Below are 17,207 nucleotides of genomic sequence, written 5' to 3' on the forward strand. Positions count from 1 at the left end.
TCACGAGCGGAACATGGTCACGCTGCTCTCGGCTCCTCGCTGGGCGTCGACCGTGAAGGTGCGTCGGCGGAAGTCGGCGCGAAGGGCGGCCGTGCTCTCGGCATCCTGCCAGGTCAGAACGAGCACCCCGGGTGCTTCCTCGATCACCGTGAAATCGCCGCCGAAGGCGGGGAAGGTGTTACGGAAGCGCAGCACGTCGAGAAAAGTCTGGATCTCGGGCTTGGTGATCTGCTCGGCGATCTCCTCCGTCGTGTAGTTGTGGCGGTTCGCCGCGCGTGCGTCCCCCGCCTCTGCCAGCGCCGCGGCGTCGTTCGACCCGAAGAGCGCGCCGACGTAATAGACCTGCGGGATGCCGGGGACGAACAGCTGGAACACCCGCGCGAGGAGGTAGCTCGTGTCGTCCTCGCCGAGCGCCGAGTAGAACGTGGACATGAGCTGGTAGCGCTGAGCGCCCTTCTCGCCTTGGCGGATCACCGATGCGGGCAGGGGGAGGATCTCGCGCAGGTGCTCCGTCCGGGCGTTGACGCGCGCGACGACGACGTCGATCTCATCGTCCTCGAGAAGACCGACGACATCCACCACACCGATCCCATCGTGCGTGTCCAGCGTCGTGAACTGCTTGCGCGGACAGATCTCGAGCCAGTGATGCACCCGATCCGTTCGCCCGGTGAAGAGCGCGTGCAACGTCAGCATGGGCAGCGCGAAGTCATATACCCAATGACCCTTGTCGGCCATCTTGAGTTGGATCCGGTAGTTCTCATGGATTTCCGGCAGCATCTCGGTGCCACGCTCCCGCAGCGGTCGCATGCCGATCTCGAGGACGTCCCAGACCTCCGGCTCGACGAAGAAGCAGCTCGTGCCCGGGCGCTTGGCGGCGTAGGCGAACGCATCGAACCTGACGAGGGCGACATGATCGGCGAGCAGGCCGAGGTTGCGGGCGAAGTACTCCTGCGTGACGGGCTGCCACGGATCGATGTCGACCTGCTCGGCGAAGAACGTGTTCCACAGGCGCACGACCGTGCCGTCGTCGCGCGTCACGTCGAGGTAGGGGCCGTGGGCCTTGCGGCGGTAGAGCGCGTTCATCTCCGCCTCGGTGGGCTCGCGATCACCCCAGAACTCGTTCCAATGGATGAACATCCGTCGGTACGGCGAGTCATCGCCGCGCTGCATGTAGTCGAGGAATTCGGCCGAGCGGATCGAGGCGTGATTGATCATGAAGTCGGCCATCAGGTAGTACCGCGCGCCGAGGGCGTCGATGTCGTTCCAATCGCCGAACGCGGGGTCGACGATGTCGTACTCGATCACCGCAAAGCCGCGATCGCCGGACGATGGGAAGAACGGCAGAATGTGGAGCCCGCCGAAGGCGCCGTCGAAGTGCGTCTTCAGCACCCGGTCCAGCTCCCGGAGGTTGCCGCCGAGGCTGTCCGCGTAGGTGATGAGCATCGCTTGGTTGACGACGGGCTTCATGAGAGGTCCTTTCGAGGGGTCGGCGAGGCCACTAGGGCGCGGTGGGTGCCAGCGTCCGACGAGGGGGACGGTGACGGCGACTGAGCAGGAACAGGATCAGGCCGACGGCGACGGGGACGATGAACGTCAGGTACATCATCGAGTACGCCGCTTGCGTCGATGCTCCCGTGTTGACGTCCGCCGCAACGATCCACCCGCCGACGATCGGCATGATGAGATAGCCGAGGTCGACGCCGATGTAATTGGTGTTGCTCGCAAGCCCGCGGCGATCCGGCTCCACGGACGTCAACGCCCACGTCTGGACGGCGGGCTGACAGATGCCGTAGCCGAGTGCCGAGACCGCCCCCGCCAGGAGGAACCCCGCGAGGCTGTCGACATTGGCGATGAGCACGAACGAGATCGCGAACACCAACATCCCCGGGATGATGACGATCGACAGGCCGCGCGCGTCTCCGAGGGCTCCGGCCAGTGGCCGGGACAGCACGATGAACAGCGCGTAGGCGGCGAAGAAGAGGCCGATCTCCTCCACGCCGCGGGCCTCGCCGTACAGGACGATGAAGGTGTTGACGCCCGAGAACGCGCCGGCCAGGAAGAACATCACTGCCGCAGGCAGAAGCGCTTCGGGGGCGATGAAGGACGACCAGCGGAAGCGGACATCGCGCGGACGTTGCGCCGGAGGAGAGCTCAGGCGCAGGGCCATGATCGCCGACACGAGCATGACGCCCGCGCCGATGAAGAAGCTCGTCCGGTAGCCGACGCTCGCCAGCATCCATAGCCCGACCGAGGGGCCGAGGGCTGTGCTCAGAGCCTGCCCCAGGGAGAAGGTCCCGATTCCCTGCGCCATGCGGCTCGGGGGCAGGGCTTCGCTGGCCATCGCGAGGGTCACGGGGGCAAGGAACCCCATGGCCGCGCCGTGCAGCAGACGTGCGCCGATGAGCACGGGCACGCTGTCCGAGAGCCCATACATCACGAACGCGACCAGAATGAGGCCCACCGTGCCGGCGAGAAGATAGTTGTGGCGCACCACCAGGGTCGTCCAGCCGACTGCCGGACGCACCGCGAGGGCTGTCACCGCGAAGACGCCGGCGACGACCCCGACCATCAGCGAGCTCGCACCGAGTGAGGACGCGAGCTTGGGCACCAGAACCAGGGTCATGAACTGCGCGAACGTGATGACGAAGTTGATGAGGAACAGGCTGACGAAACGCGCTGTCCAGATCGGCGGCCGATCAGCACGCGGAGGTCTCATCCGCCACCCCTTCTCCTCGGCATTCGCGGCCACCATCACCTCGGCGGTATCGCCGCAGTCGCCCCCGCTTCGGCGGCATAGCCATGGTCGCTGAGGCCGCCTGCGCGGCTGATCCGCCCGGCGGACGCAATCTCGCTGTCGTTATCCGCCACACGGCGGCTGAGAATGAGCGCGTTCTCGGGGGATAGTGAACCAACCGCGCGGTGCCGCTCAGGGCCGCGTGCACACGCAGCAGGAGCGAGGCAGCCTCATGACCACACGGACGGCAGTCAGGCCCGGCATCCCGGATGACGACAACCGCCACTACCTTCCCGAGTACCTGAAGAACACCGAGATCGTCGTCAACGAGAACGGGAACAACTCACAGCCGTATCCACCGCTGCTGCAGGAGTGCACCGGCGAGATCGTCCCGGGTTCGACCGATCGGTGGTACGCCTACGTCCCCGAGTCGTACGCCGCGGACAGGAGCTGTCCGCTCGTGATCTCCCTGCACGGCGGTCTCATGACGGGGTGGGGTCAGGCGGTCTACTCGTCCTGGACCAATGTCGCCGATCGCGAAGGCTTCATCGTCGTCTTTCCGGATGCCGCGGCACGGCGGTTCTGGACGATCGACATCGCCCCGCAGTGGGTTCCGGTGATGACGGCACCCAACCCCGAGGGGCTCTACCTCAATGCGCCGGTGGAGGATCCGGAGGCGAATCACGACATTCTCCTCATCCGCGGCTTGATCGACTGGGCCGCGAGTGCCTACTCGATCGACCGAGAGCGCGTCTTCCTGCACGGGATGTCCATGGGTGAAGCCATGACGTCGACGTTCGCGAGGAAGGTCGGCCACCTCCTGTCGGGGGCTGCGGGATCGGGAGCGCCGATCGACCCGTCGCTGCTGTTCGACGCCGAGGGCGAGGTGGTCAACACGGGGGTCCCGTTCCGCTCTGGCAGTCGCGACTCGACCTCGACGAGGGGCCGCACCCGTTCACCGACGACAACATCGCGCTGGTGCGCGACAACCGCGAGTATTGGCTGCGCGTCAACGGTGTGAGCGAGAAGCCGGCCATCGCAATCCGCGGTGTGAGCAACTTCGCCTTCTATCGGGGTGAGCGGGCGGACTATGTCTTCCGCGATGTGCGCAACCGCGACCATGGGCAGACCTTCGACGACGCGGAACTCGTATGGGACTACTTCTTCTCGGGTCTTCGGCGTGCGGCGGACGGGCGTCTGCACACGGGCGCCTCCGAGCTTCCTCGCCGTGGCGACGACTTCGCGATCGCTATCGCGGACGGGTGCTCGCACGCGTGGGTGTCGGGCCAGTGCCGGCCGCTCCCGACGGCGACCTTCGCATGGGAGAGCGCTCAGTACCACGGTCGAGGCGGTGCGCGGCTGGTGCGCGGCTCGTACCTCTACGCGCCTCTGGGTCTCATCGCGGATGTCTTCGACGCGCAGTTCGAATCGAGTTCAACCGGTGACTGCGTCGTGATCCGGCTGGCCGACGGCCGCGTGCTCCAGTTCGCCCGGGGGAACGTCGGATGCGTCGTGGACGGGCGTGTGACGGCGATGCTCGCCGAGGCTGTGCTGCGTGAGGGAGAGCTGCACGTCGCGCTCGAGTGGTTCGCCGCGGCGATCATGGATCTCCACGTATCCGAACACTCCGGGGTGCTCTACGTCACCGATCACCATGCCCGACTGTCGGGGAACATGGCGGTGCTCATCCGGGATCTGCTGGCCGGCGAGGATGGCAGCAGACGCGGATGACGTCAGGCGCGCGGCGTCGCGATCGTGCCGCCACCGCTCACCGGCATCTCGACGAGCTCGTGCCGAATGCCCTCATCGGGGGAGAGCAGGAGGTCGGCGGCGCGCCGGCCGATCTCGGCCTGCGGAAGGCGCAGAGAGAACAGTTGCGGATCGGTCGCCTCGGCGAGAACACCGCCGTCGAAGGAGACGAGGGACACGTCGTCCGGTACCCGCAGTCCGGCTCGTCGAAGGGCCTGGAACACGCCCACCCCGACCGCGTCGTTGACGCAGATCACCGCGCGCGGGCGCGCTCCTGACGCGAGCAGACGCTCCGCGGCATCCCGCCCGTCGTGCACCGTCCAGTCGTCGTCCACGGCGACCTCGCCGGCGAGCTGCGTGCCCGCGGCGGCGAGCTGAGCGCGGATGCCCTCCAGGCGGCGGGGGAGCGCGACCGGACCCCACTCGTGCCACGCGCTGCCGCCGGTGCGGCCGGGCGCGAGCGTGCCGACGAACCAGATGTCGCGATCGTGGCCGGCCTCCTGCAGCAGCCGGGCCGCCGTCGCGCCCGCGGCACGCTCGTCGGGGACGACCGAGCTGATCGCCGCATCATCGGCTTCGCAGTTCATGAGCACGAGCGCGGTGTGCCGCGCCGACGCCGGAGGCGTCACGCGCCGCGTGAACATCGACGCGTACAGGATGCCGTCGATGTCGCGCGCGACGAGATCGTCGAGGAAGCGGCGCTCCATCTCGGCATCGCCCTGCGTGTCGACAGTGAACAGCAGCAGCCCCGCCTCGCGCAGGCGCTCCAGCGCGCCGCGCACCATCGAGTTGGCGAAGGAGGTCGAGCTGACGAAGTCCGATACCAGGGCGACCGTGCCCGAGCGGCCGGTGCGCAGGGTCTTCGCGGTGACGTTCGCGCGGTAGCCGAGCTCGTCGGCTGCCCGACGGACGCGGGCCATCGTCTCGACGGACAGGCGCTGGTCGAGGCGGCCGTTCAGTGCGAACGAGGCCGCCGAGCGCGACACGCCTGCCCTCTCTGCGACCTCGGTGAGGGTGACCCGCCGACCGGAGCTGCGCTCCGTCACAGCCCCTCGGGCATCTCGGACTCCGCCGGCTCATCGGCCAGCAGATCAGCCACCGAGTCGACGATCTCGTCGGGGCGGAACGGATAGCGCTCGATCTCGGCGTCGTCGGAGATGCCGGTGCGGACGAGAATCGTGTGCAGGCCCGCTTCGATGCCGGCGACGACGTCGGTGTCCATGCGGTCGCCGATCATGCCGGTGTTCTCCGAGTGGGCCCCGATCCGGTTCATCGCGGAGCGGAACATCATCGGGTTCGGCTTGCCGACCACATAGGGGGCCTTGCCCGTCGCGTGGGTGATCAGCGCGGCGAACGAGCCGGTCGCCGGCACGATGCCGCTGGGAGTCGGGCCGGTGGCGTCGGGGTTGGTGACGATGAAGCGTGCGCCGTTGTTGATGAAGCGGATCGCCTGGGTGATGCGGTCGAACGAGTAGTTGCGCGTCTCGCCGATCACGACGTAATCGGGCTGCGTCTCGGTCTGGACGTACCCCGCCTCGTGGAGCGCGGTCGTCAGGCCCGCTTCGCCGATGACGAATGCCGTGCCGCCGGGGTGCTGCGAGCGCAGGAACTCGGCCGTCGCCAGCGCGGAGGTCCAGATGCGATCCTCGGGGACCTCCAGCCCCGAGATGCGCAGCCGCGCGCTCAGATCACGTGGTGTGTAGAACGGGTTGTTCGTCAGCACGAGGAACGGTGTGCCCGCGTCGCGCCACTGCTCGAGAAGCTCGGCGGCCCCGGGGATCGGCTTGTTCTCGTGGACGAGGACGCCGTCCATGTCGGTGAGCCAGCATTCGATATCGGCGCGTGTCCGCATGGGGCCAGCCTAGCGGGGCGATCCGGCCGTAGTCTCGACGCGTGGCACGCGACGACTGGGACCCGACGACGCTCCCCGACCTCACCGGCAGACGCTACCTCGTCACCGGGTCGACGGCTGGGCTCGGCTTCTTCGCGTCGTTGCAGCTCGCCGAGGCGGGCGCCCACGTGATCATGACGGGGCGCAACCCGAACAAGCTGGCCACCGCACGCGTCGCCGTGCGCCGTCAGGTGCCGGATGCCGAGATCACGACCCTCCTGCTCGACACGAGCAACCTGGGCTCCGTACGCGCCGCCGCCGCGACGGTGCGCGGTCGCGCGGGGCTGCACGGGCTTCTGCTGAACGCCGGCGTCGTGCACCCGCCGCGCCACCGCGAGACCACCGCCGACGGGCACGAGGTGGTCTTCGCGACGAACGCCCTCGGCCACTACGCGCTCGCCGGCGAGCTGCTGCTACCGCTCGCCGCCGGTCGAGGTCGCATGGTGTGGGTCGGGTCGATGTCGACCGCGATGGGCAACTACGACCCCGTCGACCCGGAGCTGGCGACGAACTACTCGCCGTGGCGGGCCTACGTGCAGTCGAAGGTCGCGACGACCGCTCTCGGCTTCGAGGCCGATCGGCGCCTGCGGGCCGCGAACGTGCCGATTGCCAGCCTCGTCGCCCATCCCGGGTACGCGATCAGCGGGCGCACCCGCGGCATCCTGGGCATCAACGAGCCCACGCGGATGACGCGCTTCGTCGACAACCTGCAGGCTCCGATCACGCAGTCCAAGGAGCGTGGAGCGTGGCCGCTCGTGCGGGCGCTCGTCGATCCGGAGGCGATCGGTGGCCAGTTCTGGGGGCCGTCGAGACTGGTCGCCGGCCCGCCCGCGCTCGGTCAAGCCAGCAAGCTGGCCCGGCGCGAAGACATCGCCACCCGACTCTGGGACTACTGCGAGCACGCCACCGGCATCACCTGGCCCTACCTCAAGGCCAGCCGTCCGCGGCGCCTCTGGCGGCGCTGAGACTGCCGGCCAGCCCCTCCGCGCCACGGTCGCGATGCCCCCCATCGCCCCCGACCGTGTCCCACTTATAGCGGGGCGTGTCCCAGATTGTGCGGTGTGGAGGCCCCGGAGGGGACGGCTTTTGGGACATCCCCGCGGCGGGGGCAGCCACGCCGGGGGCAGCCTCGCCGGGCGAGGGCGGGGCGCAACCCGGGTCAGGCGGTCAGCCAGACTGCACCGGCCGCGCCGGCGGGCAGCGTCACGGTCGCGCCGTCGTCGACGCGGACCACGTCGGCTCCCGCGACCACGAGGCGGTGCCCCACATCGATGCCCGCTCCCTCCAGCGCGCGCAGGAGCTCGGGGTCACGGTCGCTGACCCGCAGCACCTCACCCGCGTGCCCGAGCTCGGCGGCCGACAGCAGCACGAACGGCAGGCGGTGGACGTTGCCCTCGGCATCCGGGATCGCGTCGCCGTGCGGGTCGAAGCGAGGATGCCCGAGCCGCTCTGCGATGCCGGCGAGCAGGCGGTCGCTGATCGTATGCTCGAGCACCTCGGCCTCGTCGTGCACCTCGTCCCACGCGTAGCCGAACTCCTGCACCAGCCACGTCTCGATCAGGCGATGGCGACGGATGATGGATGCCGCGCGCAGCCGGCCCTGCTCGGTGAGCGCCACCGGCCCGTACGGACGGTGGTCGACGAGACCCTGTGCGACGAGCTTCTGCACCATCTCCGTGACCGTCGACGGGGCGAGCTTCAGCTCGGCCGCCAGCTGCGACGAGGTGATGAGCGCGGGCTGCCACTCGGTGTGGTGGTAGATCGTCTTCAGGTAGTCGTCGATCGCGACGGAGTTCGCAGCCACGCTCTCAGGCTACCGGCCGTGACTATGGGCCCGTCAGCACGAGCCACAGCAGCAGTGCGTTCAGAGCGATGAGGAACACCGACGCGACGACACCCGCAAGGGTCGTCCACCAGCGGTTGCGGTGCACCCCCAGCACGTCGTGGCGGGCGGTGAGGGCGACGAGCGGCACGAGCGCGAACGGGATGCCGAAGCTCAGCACCACCTGGCTGAGGATCAGCGCCCAGGTCGGGTCGGCCCCGAGCGCGAGGATCACGATGGCCGGCACCAGCGTGACGAGGCGCCGCGCGATCAGCGGCACGCGCACGCGCAGCAGGCCGTGCATGATCTCCGCGCCGGCATAGGCGCCGACGGCGGTGCTCGCCAGACCGCTCGCGAGCAGGCCGATCGCGAACATCGTCGCGACGGCGCCACCGAGGCCCGCCGACAGCGCGGTGTACGCGCCCTCGAGGCTGTCGGTGCCTTCGACGCCGGCGAGGTTGGCGGCGGCGAGCAGCAGGATCGCGAGGTTCACCGTGCCCGCGACGGCCAGGGCGATCGTGACGTCCCACCGGGTCGCGCGCAGCAGGCGTGGTGTCGCGACGGCGCGGTCGGCGGCGCGCGCGCCGACCGCGGAGAAACGGTCGCGGGCGAGGGCGCTGTGGGCATAGATCGCGTGCGGCATGATCGTCGCGCCCAGGATGGATGCCGCGAGCAGCACCGACTCCGATCCCTCGAATCGAGGGATCATGCCGGCGGCGACGCCCGCGGCATCCGGCGGGGCGATGAAGACTCCGTAGGTGAAGCCGATCGAGATCACCACGAGCAGACCGATCACGACGAACTCGAAGCTGCGGGCTCCGCGGCGCTGCTGGATGAGCAGCAGCGCGATCGAGACGGCCCCGGTGATGAGGCCGCCGACGGGCAGGGGCACGCCGAAGAGCAGCCAGAGCGCGACGGCACCGCCGATCACCTCGGCGACGTCGGTGGCGACGGCGACGAGTTCGGCCTGCAGCCAGTAGGCGCGGCGCGCCCAGGGACAGCGCAGGCGGTCGCCGAGGGTCTCGGCGAGGCTCTGTCCCGTCACGATGCCGAGCTTGGCGGACAGGTACTGGATGAGCCACGCCATCGCGTTGCCGAGCACGACGACCCAGACGAGCAGGTAGCCGAAGCGCGCCCCCGCGGTCATGTTGCTCGCGACATTGCCGGGATCGAGGTAGGCGACGCCGGCGACCAGCGCCGGTCCCAGCAGCCATGCCGCACGGCGTGCTCGCGACGGCGCGGCATCGTTGTGCGCGGCTCGAACCGTGCGACCGGGCGTCTCCAGCATGGGCGAGAGATTTTTCGGCATGCCGAAAAATTACCAGAGATTTCGGGAGGCCGAAATATTGCAGGCGTGGGGCGGTGTGCGCGTAACTCCGCCTGAGTAGCGGGAAGTGCCTGCGCGACGCGCTTTCCGGCACCCTCAGGCGGAGTTACGCAGGGCGGCCGGCAGGCCGGACGATCAGGGTCGGTAGCCTGGAGCGATGACCGAGCGCACCGACCCCGAGCTCGAGGATGCGGCGGCCGAGCCGCAGCTCCCCGTCGGGGTCGGGCCGTGGCCGGGCGGCCCGCCGGCGTGGCCCGATGATCCGCGCTACGACCGGGAGCTGCTCGCGACCGGCGATCGACGCAACGTCGTGGATCGCTACCGCTACTGGACGATGGCGGCGATCGTGGCCGATCTCGATGAGCACCGGCATCCGTTCCACGTCGCCATCGAGAATTGGCAGCACGACATGAACATCGGCTCGATCGTGCGCAGCGCCAATGCGTTCGGCGCCGCCGAGGTGCACATCATCGGCAAGCGGCGGTGGAACCGTCGTGGCGCGATGGTCACCGACCGTTATCAGCACGTGCGGCACCACGAGGACGTCGCCGCATTCACCGCATGGGCCGAGGATGCCGCGATCCCCGTGATCGCAGTCGACAACGTCGACGGCTCGCTGCCGGTCGATCGCGCCCAACTGCCCGAACGCTGTGTGCTGCTATTCGGTCAAGAGGGGCCGGGATTGTCGGCCGAGGCGGTCGCGGCGGCATCCGCCGTCGTCGAGATCACCCAGTACGGGTCGACGCGCTCGATCAATGCGAGCGCGGCGGCCGCCGTCGTGATGTACGAGTGGTGCCGCCGCTGGGCATGACGCCCTCTCCCATCATGGCTGCGGAACACCCGCGGCATCGGCGCCGCCGAACAATACGCGGGAGATTCCTTCGGTGCTCTCGCGAAGCTCGGTGAAGGCGGTCCGCAGGTCTTCGTCGTCGGCCTCGCGGCGATTGAGGGTTGCGCGCAGGACGGCGCGGCGAATCAGCTCTTTCGCGAACGAGGCCGTCGTCCCGTCGGCATCGGCGGCCGCCGCGTCGAGAGCGGCTCTGCTCAGCCTGAGGCCCTTCGCGTACAGGTGAAACAGTGCGCGGCGGGCCTCCGCGCCCGGCAGCGGAATCTCGAGCGCCAGATCGATACGCCCGGGCCGCGCAGCGAGGGCGGGCTCGAGGACGTCGGCACGGTTCGTCGTCATCACGAAGGCGACGTCGGCATCTCCATCCAGTCCATCGAGCGCATCCAGTACCTCGAACAGGAGCGGCTGCAGTCCGAACATGCCCCGCTCGGAGGCGACGAGGTCGACATCTTCCAGAACGACGATCGCGGGCGCCAGCGCTCGCGCGAGCTGGGCCGCCTCGCCGATGGCCCCGAGAGCGCCGCCCTGCAGGAGCACAGCGGTCGCGTGCGGCATCTCGTGCAGCAGGTGTCGCACGGTATGCGTCTTCCCGGTCCCGGGCGGTCCGTACAGCAGAATGCCGCGCTTGAGATGCTGGCCATGCGCCCGGAGCTCGTCTGCGTGCTCCGCCACGCCGACGACGTGGTCGCGCACGCGCTCCAACACTCCGCCCGGCAGAATGACGGATGCCGCGGACACCTCGGGTCGCGGCAGGAACGTCATCGAGCCGACGCCGTGTCCGTAGTCGTTGCGACCGAAGGTGACCACCTGTCCGCGGACCACGCTCAGCTCATTGGCGCGCTCCCGGACACGATCGATGAAGGCCGCCGCCGTGGCGGGCGTCGAAGCCAGTACTTCGAGTGTGGCGGTGTCGCGGCCGAAGCGCCGGTCTGCGGCACGCTGCAGGACAGCGATGGGGTGGTCGTCGATGTGCAGGAGACGAAGCCCGAGCGCGACGACGTGCCGAGTCGTGTGGGGGCTGTCGGCCATGCTCGTGTAGTCGACGGGGGCGTCGGCGGTGAACCCGCGATGCAGGCTGCGCAGCATTGAGGCGAAATCCTCGTGGTGTCGTGCCGTGCCTCCGGAGATTCCGAGGAGCGTCGCCGAGTCGCCGCCCAGATCGTCCAGCGCGAGATCGATGTCGATGAGTCGATGAGGGGAGACGTTCTCCACGGTGACCGGCAGCGCAGACGGGTCGCTTCCCAGGTGCTGCTGTACGCGCAGCCCCAGCTCGGTGAGGGTGGGCTCGCGGTCGTCGGGCATCTCGTTGAGTCGCCGCACGAGGTCGCGGAGCTGAGCCAGCAGGTCGTCTTCGGCAGTCACCGTTTCAGGCTAGGTCGCGCCGCGAGGGGAGACAACAGCCGCTCACGCCCCGGCGGTGACCCACTGCGGCCGCCGCACGCGCCAGGCGAGCGTCGCGAGCCGCGCCAGCATGTACACGCCGAAGAAGCAGACGGCGAGCCACATCAGGCCGACGGCCCCGGTGGGATGCACCAGCCACAGCACCGCGAGGGCCGGCAGGTACGGGACGAGGTTGAGGCCGCCCGCCGCCGCGAGGTAGCGCACGTCGCCGGCTCCCATCAGCACGCCGTCGAGCACGAAGACCACACCGCACACCGGCTGCGCGGCCGCGAGCACGAGAAGCGCGGGCTGCACGAGCGCGGCGACCTCGGGTGACCCGGTGAACACGAGTCCGATCCCGCCCGACAGCGCCGCGATCGCAGCGCCCACGATCACGCCGAACCACACCCCCCACGCGACGGTGCGGCCGAGTACACGGCGGACGAACGACTCATCGCCGGCCCCGAGGCCCCGACCGATGAGCGCTTGCGCGGCGATCGCCAACGCATCGAGCGCGAAGGCGGCGGTCGAGAAGATCGTGAACGCGACCTGCCACCCGGCCAGCTCATCGGTACCCAGCGCGGTCGCGGCGAACACGGTCGCGAGAAACGCCGCGCGCAACGACACGGTGCGCAGGAACAGCCAGCCCCCCGACGCGGCCGATCCGCGCAGACCGTCGCGCTGCGGACGCAGGGATGCCGAGTGCCGCTGCGCCAGTCGGCCGATCACGACGGCGTAGGCGCCGACCATGCCCCACTGTGCCGCGACGGTTCCGGCGGCCGACCCGGCGATGCCCCAGCCGAACCCGTAGATGAACAGTGCGTTCAGTGCCGCGTTCAGGGCGAAGCCGATGCCCGCGATCCACAGCGGCGTGACGGTGTCCTGCATGCCGCGCAGCAGTCCCGTCGCCGCGAACACGATGAGCATCGCGGGAAGGCCCCACATCGACAGCTGCAGATAGATCAGCGCCTGGTGGGAGACGTCGGGCGCCGCGCCGAACAGCGCCACGAGCGCCGGGGTCGACAAAGATCCCGCGATCGCCAGCACGACGCCCAGACCGAGAGCGAGCCAGAGTCCGTCGACACCGGCGCGAACGGCATCGGCATGATCACCGGCGCCGAAGCGACGAGCCACCGCGGGTGTGGTCGAGTAGGCGAGGAAGACCATGAGCCCGACGATCGTCTGGAGCACGGCCGATGCGATGCCGAGGCCGGCCAGCGGCACGACGCCGAGGTGTCCGACCAGTGCGGCGTCCACGATCAGGAACAAGGGCTCTGCGACCAGCGCACCCAGGGCCGGCACCGCCAGCCGGAGGATCTCGCGGTTGAGGGTCGACGCGGGCATGCGTCGAGCCTACGGGGGGCGGACGACGCGGGCCGCGGGAGGGGGGACGTGTCGACGCGCGGCGCGCGCTCGGCGACCGACGGTGTTCGGGCAACGACCCCGCGGGCGAACGGGTGGTGAACTCGGATCGTGGGAACAGAAGCGGCGCGTATCCTGTACGGCATGACCGCCCCCACCCTTCGCTCGGGTATCGAGCTGTCCGCGTTGAGCCCCGGCATCCGTCCTCAGGACGACCTGTTCCGGCACGTCAACGGAGCCTGGCTGGAACGTACGGAGATCCCCGACGACAAGGCGCGTTGGGGCTCGTTCCACCTGATCGCCGAGCAGGCCGAGAAGGACGTGCGGGCCATCATCGAGGAGTCGACGACGGCGGAGCCGGGCACGGAGGCGCGCAAGATCGGCGACCTGTTCGCGAGCTTCATGGACACCGAGCGCATCGAGCGGCTCGGGGCCGAGCCCCTCGCGGCCCAGTTGGCCCGCGTGGACGCCATCGACTCCATCCCGGCGCTGCTGCGCACCGTCGGCGAGATGGAGCGGGAAGGCGTCGGCAGCATGATCGGCGTCTACATCGAGCCCGACCCGGGAAATCCCGAGCGTTACGTCGCGTTCTTCGTGCAGGCCGGACTGTCGTTGCCGGACGAGAGCTACTACCGCCTCGACAACTTCGACAAGACCCGCGTCGCCTTCCGCGACTACGTGCAGACGGTCCTCGGCCTCGCCGGGGTGGGTGCGCAGGGTGAGGATGCCGGGCGGCAGGCCGACCGCGTGCTGGCGCTGGAGACCGAGCTGGCGACCCACCACTGGGACAACGTGCGCACGCGCGACGCCGTCGCCACGTACAACCTCATGACGTGGGATGACGTGCAGCGGCTTGTCGGCGTCGACCTCGCGCCGTGGCTGGATGCGGTCGCCCCTGGACGCCGCGACGGCTTCGCCGAGATCAACGTGAACGAGCCCAGCTACTTCGAGGGCCTGGGTTCGCTGCTCGTCGAGGATCGCCTCGAGGACTGGAAGGCGTGGCTGCGGCTGCACATCGTGCGCGCCTCCGCGGCGTTCCTGTCGTCGGACTTCGTCGACGCGAACTTCGCGTTCTACGGCACCGAGCTCACGGGCGTTCCTGTCAACCGCGAGCGCTGGAAGCGCGGCGTCAGCTTCGTCGAGGCGGCGATGGGCGAGGCCGTGGGCAAGGTCTACGTCGAGCGTCACTTCCCGCCCGCGGCCAAGGAGGCGATGGACGAGCTCGTCGCAAACCTCATCGAGGCCTATCGGCGTTCGATCGAGACCCTCGAGTGGATGACCCCGGAGACCCGCGGCCGTGCCCTCGAGAAGCTCGACGCGTTCACGCCGAAGGTCGGCTACCCCGTGACGTGGAAGGACTACTCCGCGCTCGAGGTCGACGGCGCCGATCTGATCGGCAACGTGCGTCGCACGAACGCGTGGGAGCACGAGCGGCAGATCGCGAAGCTCGGCGCCCCCATCGACCGCGACGAGTGGTACATGACGCCCCAGACGGTCAATGCGTATTACAACCCGCTGATGAACGAGATCGTGTTCCCCGCGGCGATCCTGCAGTACCCGTTCTTCGAGCTGGACCGGGATGCCGCGGCCAACTATGGCGGCATCGGCGCCGTGATCGGCCACGAGATCGGCCACGGCTTCGACGACCAGGGGTCGGCCTTCGACGGCACCGGTGCCCTTCGCGACTGGTGGACGGATGACGACCGCGCCGCGTTCGAGCAGCGCACGGGTGCCCTCATCGCCCAGTATGACGAACTCGTGCCGCAGGGTCTCGCCGCGGAGCACCACGTCAACGGCGCCCTGACGATCGGCGAGAACATCGGGGATCTCGGCGGACTCGGCATCGCGATCAAGGCCTATCGCCTGTCGCTCGGCGCCGACACGACCGACGAGGATGCCGATGGTCCCGTGATCGACGGCTACACCGGCATTCAGCGGCTGCTGCTCAGCTGGGCGCAGATCTGGCAGCAGAAGGGTCGCGAAGCCGAGACGATCCGCCTGCTGACGATCGATCCGCACTCGCCCAACGAGTTCCGCTGCAACCAGATCGTCCGCAACGTCGACGAGTTCTACCGTGCGTTCGACGTCACCGAGACCGACGCGCTGTGGCTCGACGCCGACCAGCGCGTCACCATCTGGTGACCACGGCGTCGCCGGGCCGGCGGTCGTCGGCCCGGCGCCAGGGTCACGACGCCGGCGCCGGCGAGAACATCGAGGACGGAGCATCTCGCGTGGACAGTGCAGGTCGGGCATCGTCGACACGTCGAGGTGAGGTGCGCGCGCAGCGCGGCGAGGCGCGTGGCGAGCGGGCGTCGACCCGACGCTCGCCGCGACGCTCGTCCGGCCGTTCGCGTTCGTTCGCCACCGCGCTCGCCGCACTGGACGCCGTCGCCGCGGCAGGGGCGCAGGTGTCGGTGTGCGTCACGGATCTGGACTCGGGCGAGACGGTGCTCGCGGGTGACGCCCACCTCGTGCTGCCCGTCGCCGGCATCGGCGTCGTTCCGCTGCTGATCGAGGTCGCGGCGCAGATCGACGCGGGCACCCTCGATCCCCTGCAGATCATCGAACGCAGCTCGGTGGCGCCGGTCACCGTCGGCGGCCTCTGGCATCGGTTGGCGGCTCCCGCGCTTCCGGTGCGCGATCTGGCCGTGCTCGCCGCGGCGGCATCCGACGCCGCCGCCGCCAATGCGCTGCTGGAGCGCGTGGGGCTGGAGGCCGTCCGCGCGCGGGTCGAGCAGATCGGTCTCGTGAAGACCGCGCTCATCGACGGTTTCCGAGACGAGCGCGGGCCCGACGACGCACCGCACGTCGGTCTCGCGTCGACGGGGGAGCTGGTCACGCTGTTCGCGGGGCTCGTCAACGCTCAGGTCGTCTCCCCGGCGGTGAGCGCTCAGGTGTCGGAGTGGCTCAGCCTCAACCAGGATCTGGCGCTGGTCGCGGCGAGCACCGCGCTGGACCCCTTCGCGCACGACGACGACCGCCACGGCCTGCTCTTCGTCAACAAGACCGGTCGCGGCGACGGCATCCGCGCCGAGGCCGGAGTGATCGCGGGCCCGCGCGCCGGTGCCGCCTACGCCCTCATCGTGTGCTTCGACGACCTGTCGGTCGCGCATCGACTGCGCGCGCACGAGGCCTTCCGCGCCCTCGGGCTGGACCTCATGGAGTACGTCTACTGACGTCCGCTCGGCAGACGTCAGAAGACGATCGTGTGGTTGCCGTGACGGATGACGCGATCCTGCGCGTGCCACAGCACCGCGCGGGAGAGAACTTGACGCTCGACGTCGGCGCCGCGCCGGGCGAGCTCGGCGGATGACTCGGCATGGGTGACCCGCACGGTGTCCTGCTCGATGATGGGACCCTCGTCGAGGTCGCCCGTCACGTAGTGCGAGGTCGCGCCGATGAGCTTCACGCCGCGCTCCTTGGCCTTCTTGTAGGGCTCGGCGCCGACGAAGGCGGGCAGGAACGAGTGGTGGATGTTGATCACGGGCACGCCGAGGCGTTCGAGGAACTCGGGCGAGAGGATCTGCATGTAGCGCGCCAGCACGACGAAGTCGACGTTGCCGACGAGCAGCTTCAGGATCTCTTCCTCCGACGCCGATTTGTCGGGACCCGCGACCGAGGGCACGTGGAAGAACGGCACGCCGAAGCTGCGGACGTCTTCGGCCGTCGTGGTGTGGTTCGAGATGACCATCGGGATGGTGACCGGCAGGTCGCCGCGTCGGTGGCGCCACAGCAGGTCGAGGAGGCAATGGTCCTGCTTCGACGCGAGGATCGCCATGCGCTTGGGCACCGACTGATCGGTCAGCGACCATTCCAGCTCGAAGTCGGCCAGGGTCTGAGCGATGTCCGCCTCGATCGCGGGACGCTCGAGAGCGAAGTCGGGGCGATGGAAGACGACCCGCTGGAAGTACGCGCCGCCGCGATGATCGTCGGAGAACTGGTCGAACGCGACGATGTTGCCGCCGATGCGGGTGATCATCGCCGACACGGCTGCGACGATGCCGGGCTTGTCGCTGCCGTGCACGATGAGGCAGGCGTGGTCGGCGGGAAGGTGGGGATCGTGCACGGGAGCCATGGATCGATTCTGCCGGATCG

At 69.4% G+C, this 17,207-nt stretch carries 15 protein-coding genes; 6 read left to right on the top strand and 9 right to left on the bottom strand.

Going from position 1 to position 17,207, the window contains the following annotated elements; genetic code table 11:
- The gene (gene gtfA / locus PP359_RS10065) at positions 1–1,467 is read right to left on the bottom strand and encodes a sucrose phosphorylase (RefSeq protein WP_499250480.1); all 1,467 of its coding nucleotides are present in this window, start codon (positions 1,465–1,467) and stop codon (positions 1–3) included.
- Between the two features lie 31 nt (positions 1,468–1,498).
- Positions 1,499–2,716, bottom strand: coding sequence for an MFS transporter (locus PP359_RS10070; protein ID WP_499250481.1), 1,218 nt, complete (start codon positions 2,714–2,716; stop codon positions 1,499–1,501).
- A 250-nt stretch (positions 2,717–2,966) separates the two neighbouring features.
- Here PP359_RS10070 and PP359_RS10075 point away from each other — a divergent pair, with 250 nt between their 5' ends.
- Together PP359_RS10075 and PP359_RS10080 are read left to right on the top strand one after the other, a co-directional pair.
- The gene (locus PP359_RS10075; RefSeq protein WP_499250482.1) at positions 2,967–3,755 is read left to right on the top strand and encodes a CE1 family esterase; all 789 of its coding nucleotides are present in this window, start codon (positions 2,967–2,969) and stop codon (positions 3,753–3,755) included.
- Positions 3,713–4,465 carry a hypothetical protein gene (locus tag PP359_RS10080; protein ID WP_499250483.1) on the top strand — a complete coding sequence of 251 codons (753 nt, stop codon included), beginning with the start codon at positions 3,713–3,715 and terminating at the stop codon, positions 4,463–4,465. Before PP359_RS10075 ends, PP359_RS10080 begins: the two co-directional genes overlap by 43 nt.
- A gap of 2 nt (positions 4,466–4,467) precedes the next feature.
- On the opposite strand, the gene PP359_RS10085 is transcribed toward PP359_RS10080, so the two are convergent.
- Positions 4,468–5,529 (bottom strand): LacI family DNA-binding transcriptional regulator, encoded by a 1,062-nt coding sequence (locus PP359_RS10085; RefSeq protein ID WP_036320399.1) that lies wholly within the window; start codon positions 5,527–5,529, stop codon positions 4,468–4,470.
- The gene (locus tag PP359_RS10090) at positions 5,526–6,335 is read right to left on the bottom strand and encodes an HAD-IIA family hydrolase (RefSeq protein ID WP_036320397.1); all 810 of its coding nucleotides are present in this window, start codon (positions 6,333–6,335) and stop codon (positions 5,526–5,528) included. Before PP359_RS10090 ends, PP359_RS10085 begins: the two co-directional genes overlap by 4 nt.
- A 41-nt stretch (positions 6,336–6,376) precedes the next feature.
- Between PP359_RS10090 and PP359_RS10095 the strand changes: the two genes are divergently transcribed.
- A complete protein-coding gene (locus PP359_RS10095) occupies positions 6,377–7,339 on the top strand; it encodes an SDR family NAD(P)-dependent oxidoreductase (RefSeq protein WP_294944013.1) in 963 nt (320 codons plus the stop codon).
- A 194-nt stretch (positions 7,340–7,533) separates the two neighbouring features.
- Here the strand turns inward: PP359_RS10095 and PP359_RS10100 are convergent, their stop codons facing one another.
- Positions 7,534–8,178, bottom strand: a complete 645-nt coding sequence (locus tag PP359_RS10100; protein WP_039416231.1) for a metal-dependent transcriptional regulator — start codon at positions 8,176–8,178, stop codon at positions 7,534–7,536.
- A gap of 22 nt (positions 8,179–8,200) precedes the next feature.
- Positions 8,201–9,505 (bottom strand): Nramp family divalent metal transporter, encoded by a 1,305-nt coding sequence (locus tag PP359_RS10105; protein WP_499250484.1) that lies wholly within the window; start codon positions 9,503–9,505, stop codon positions 8,201–8,203.
- Between the two features lie 175 nt (positions 9,506–9,680).
- Between PP359_RS10105 and PP359_RS10110 the strand changes: the two genes are divergently transcribed.
- Positions 9,681–10,334, top strand: coding sequence for a TrmH family RNA methyltransferase (locus PP359_RS10110; RefSeq protein WP_036320389.1), 654 nt, complete (start codon positions 9,681–9,683; stop codon positions 10,332–10,334).
- A gap of 12 nt (positions 10,335–10,346) precedes the next feature.
- Here the strand turns inward: PP359_RS10110 and PP359_RS10115 are convergent, their stop codons facing one another.
- On the bottom strand, positions 10,347–11,732 hold the full coding sequence (locus tag PP359_RS10115) for an AAA family ATPase (RefSeq protein ID WP_499250485.1): 1,386 nt from the start codon (positions 11,730–11,732) through the stop codon (positions 10,347–10,349).
- A 42-nt stretch (positions 11,733–11,774) separates the two neighbouring features.
- Positions 11,775–13,094 carry an MATE family efflux transporter gene (locus PP359_RS10120; RefSeq protein WP_295819825.1) on the bottom strand — a complete coding sequence of 440 codons (1,320 nt, stop codon included), beginning with the start codon at positions 13,092–13,094 and terminating at the stop codon, positions 11,775–11,777.
- Positions 13,095–13,256: 162 nt separating this feature from the next.
- On the opposite strand from PP359_RS10120, the gene PP359_RS10125 reads away from it, so the two are divergent.
- Together PP359_RS10125 and PP359_RS10130 are read left to right on the top strand one after the other, a co-directional pair.
- Complete coding sequence (locus PP359_RS10125; protein WP_499250486.1) at positions 13,257–15,254, top strand: M13 family metallopeptidase; 1,998 nt, start codon at positions 13,257–13,259, stop codon at positions 15,252–15,254.
- Positions 15,255–15,343: 89 nt separating this feature from the next.
- A complete protein-coding gene (locus tag PP359_RS10130) occupies positions 15,344–16,288 on the top strand; it encodes a serine hydrolase (protein WP_499250487.1) in 945 nt (314 codons plus the stop codon).
- 17 nt (positions 16,289–16,305) lie between these two features.
- On the opposite strand, the gene purU is transcribed toward PP359_RS10130, so the two are convergent.
- Positions 16,306–17,187: a formyltetrahydrofolate deformylase gene (gene purU, locus PP359_RS10135; RefSeq protein ID WP_499250488.1), complete on the bottom strand. Its 882-nt coding sequence runs from the start codon at positions 17,185–17,187 to the stop codon at positions 16,306–16,308.
- Positions 17,188–17,207 lie beyond the last annotated feature (20 nt).

The sequence above is a fragment of the Sphingomonas sp. BLCC-B65 genome (assembly GCF_028550675.1).
Taxonomy (GTDB): Bacteria; Actinomycetota; Actinomycetes; order Actinomycetales; family Microbacteriaceae; genus Microbacterium.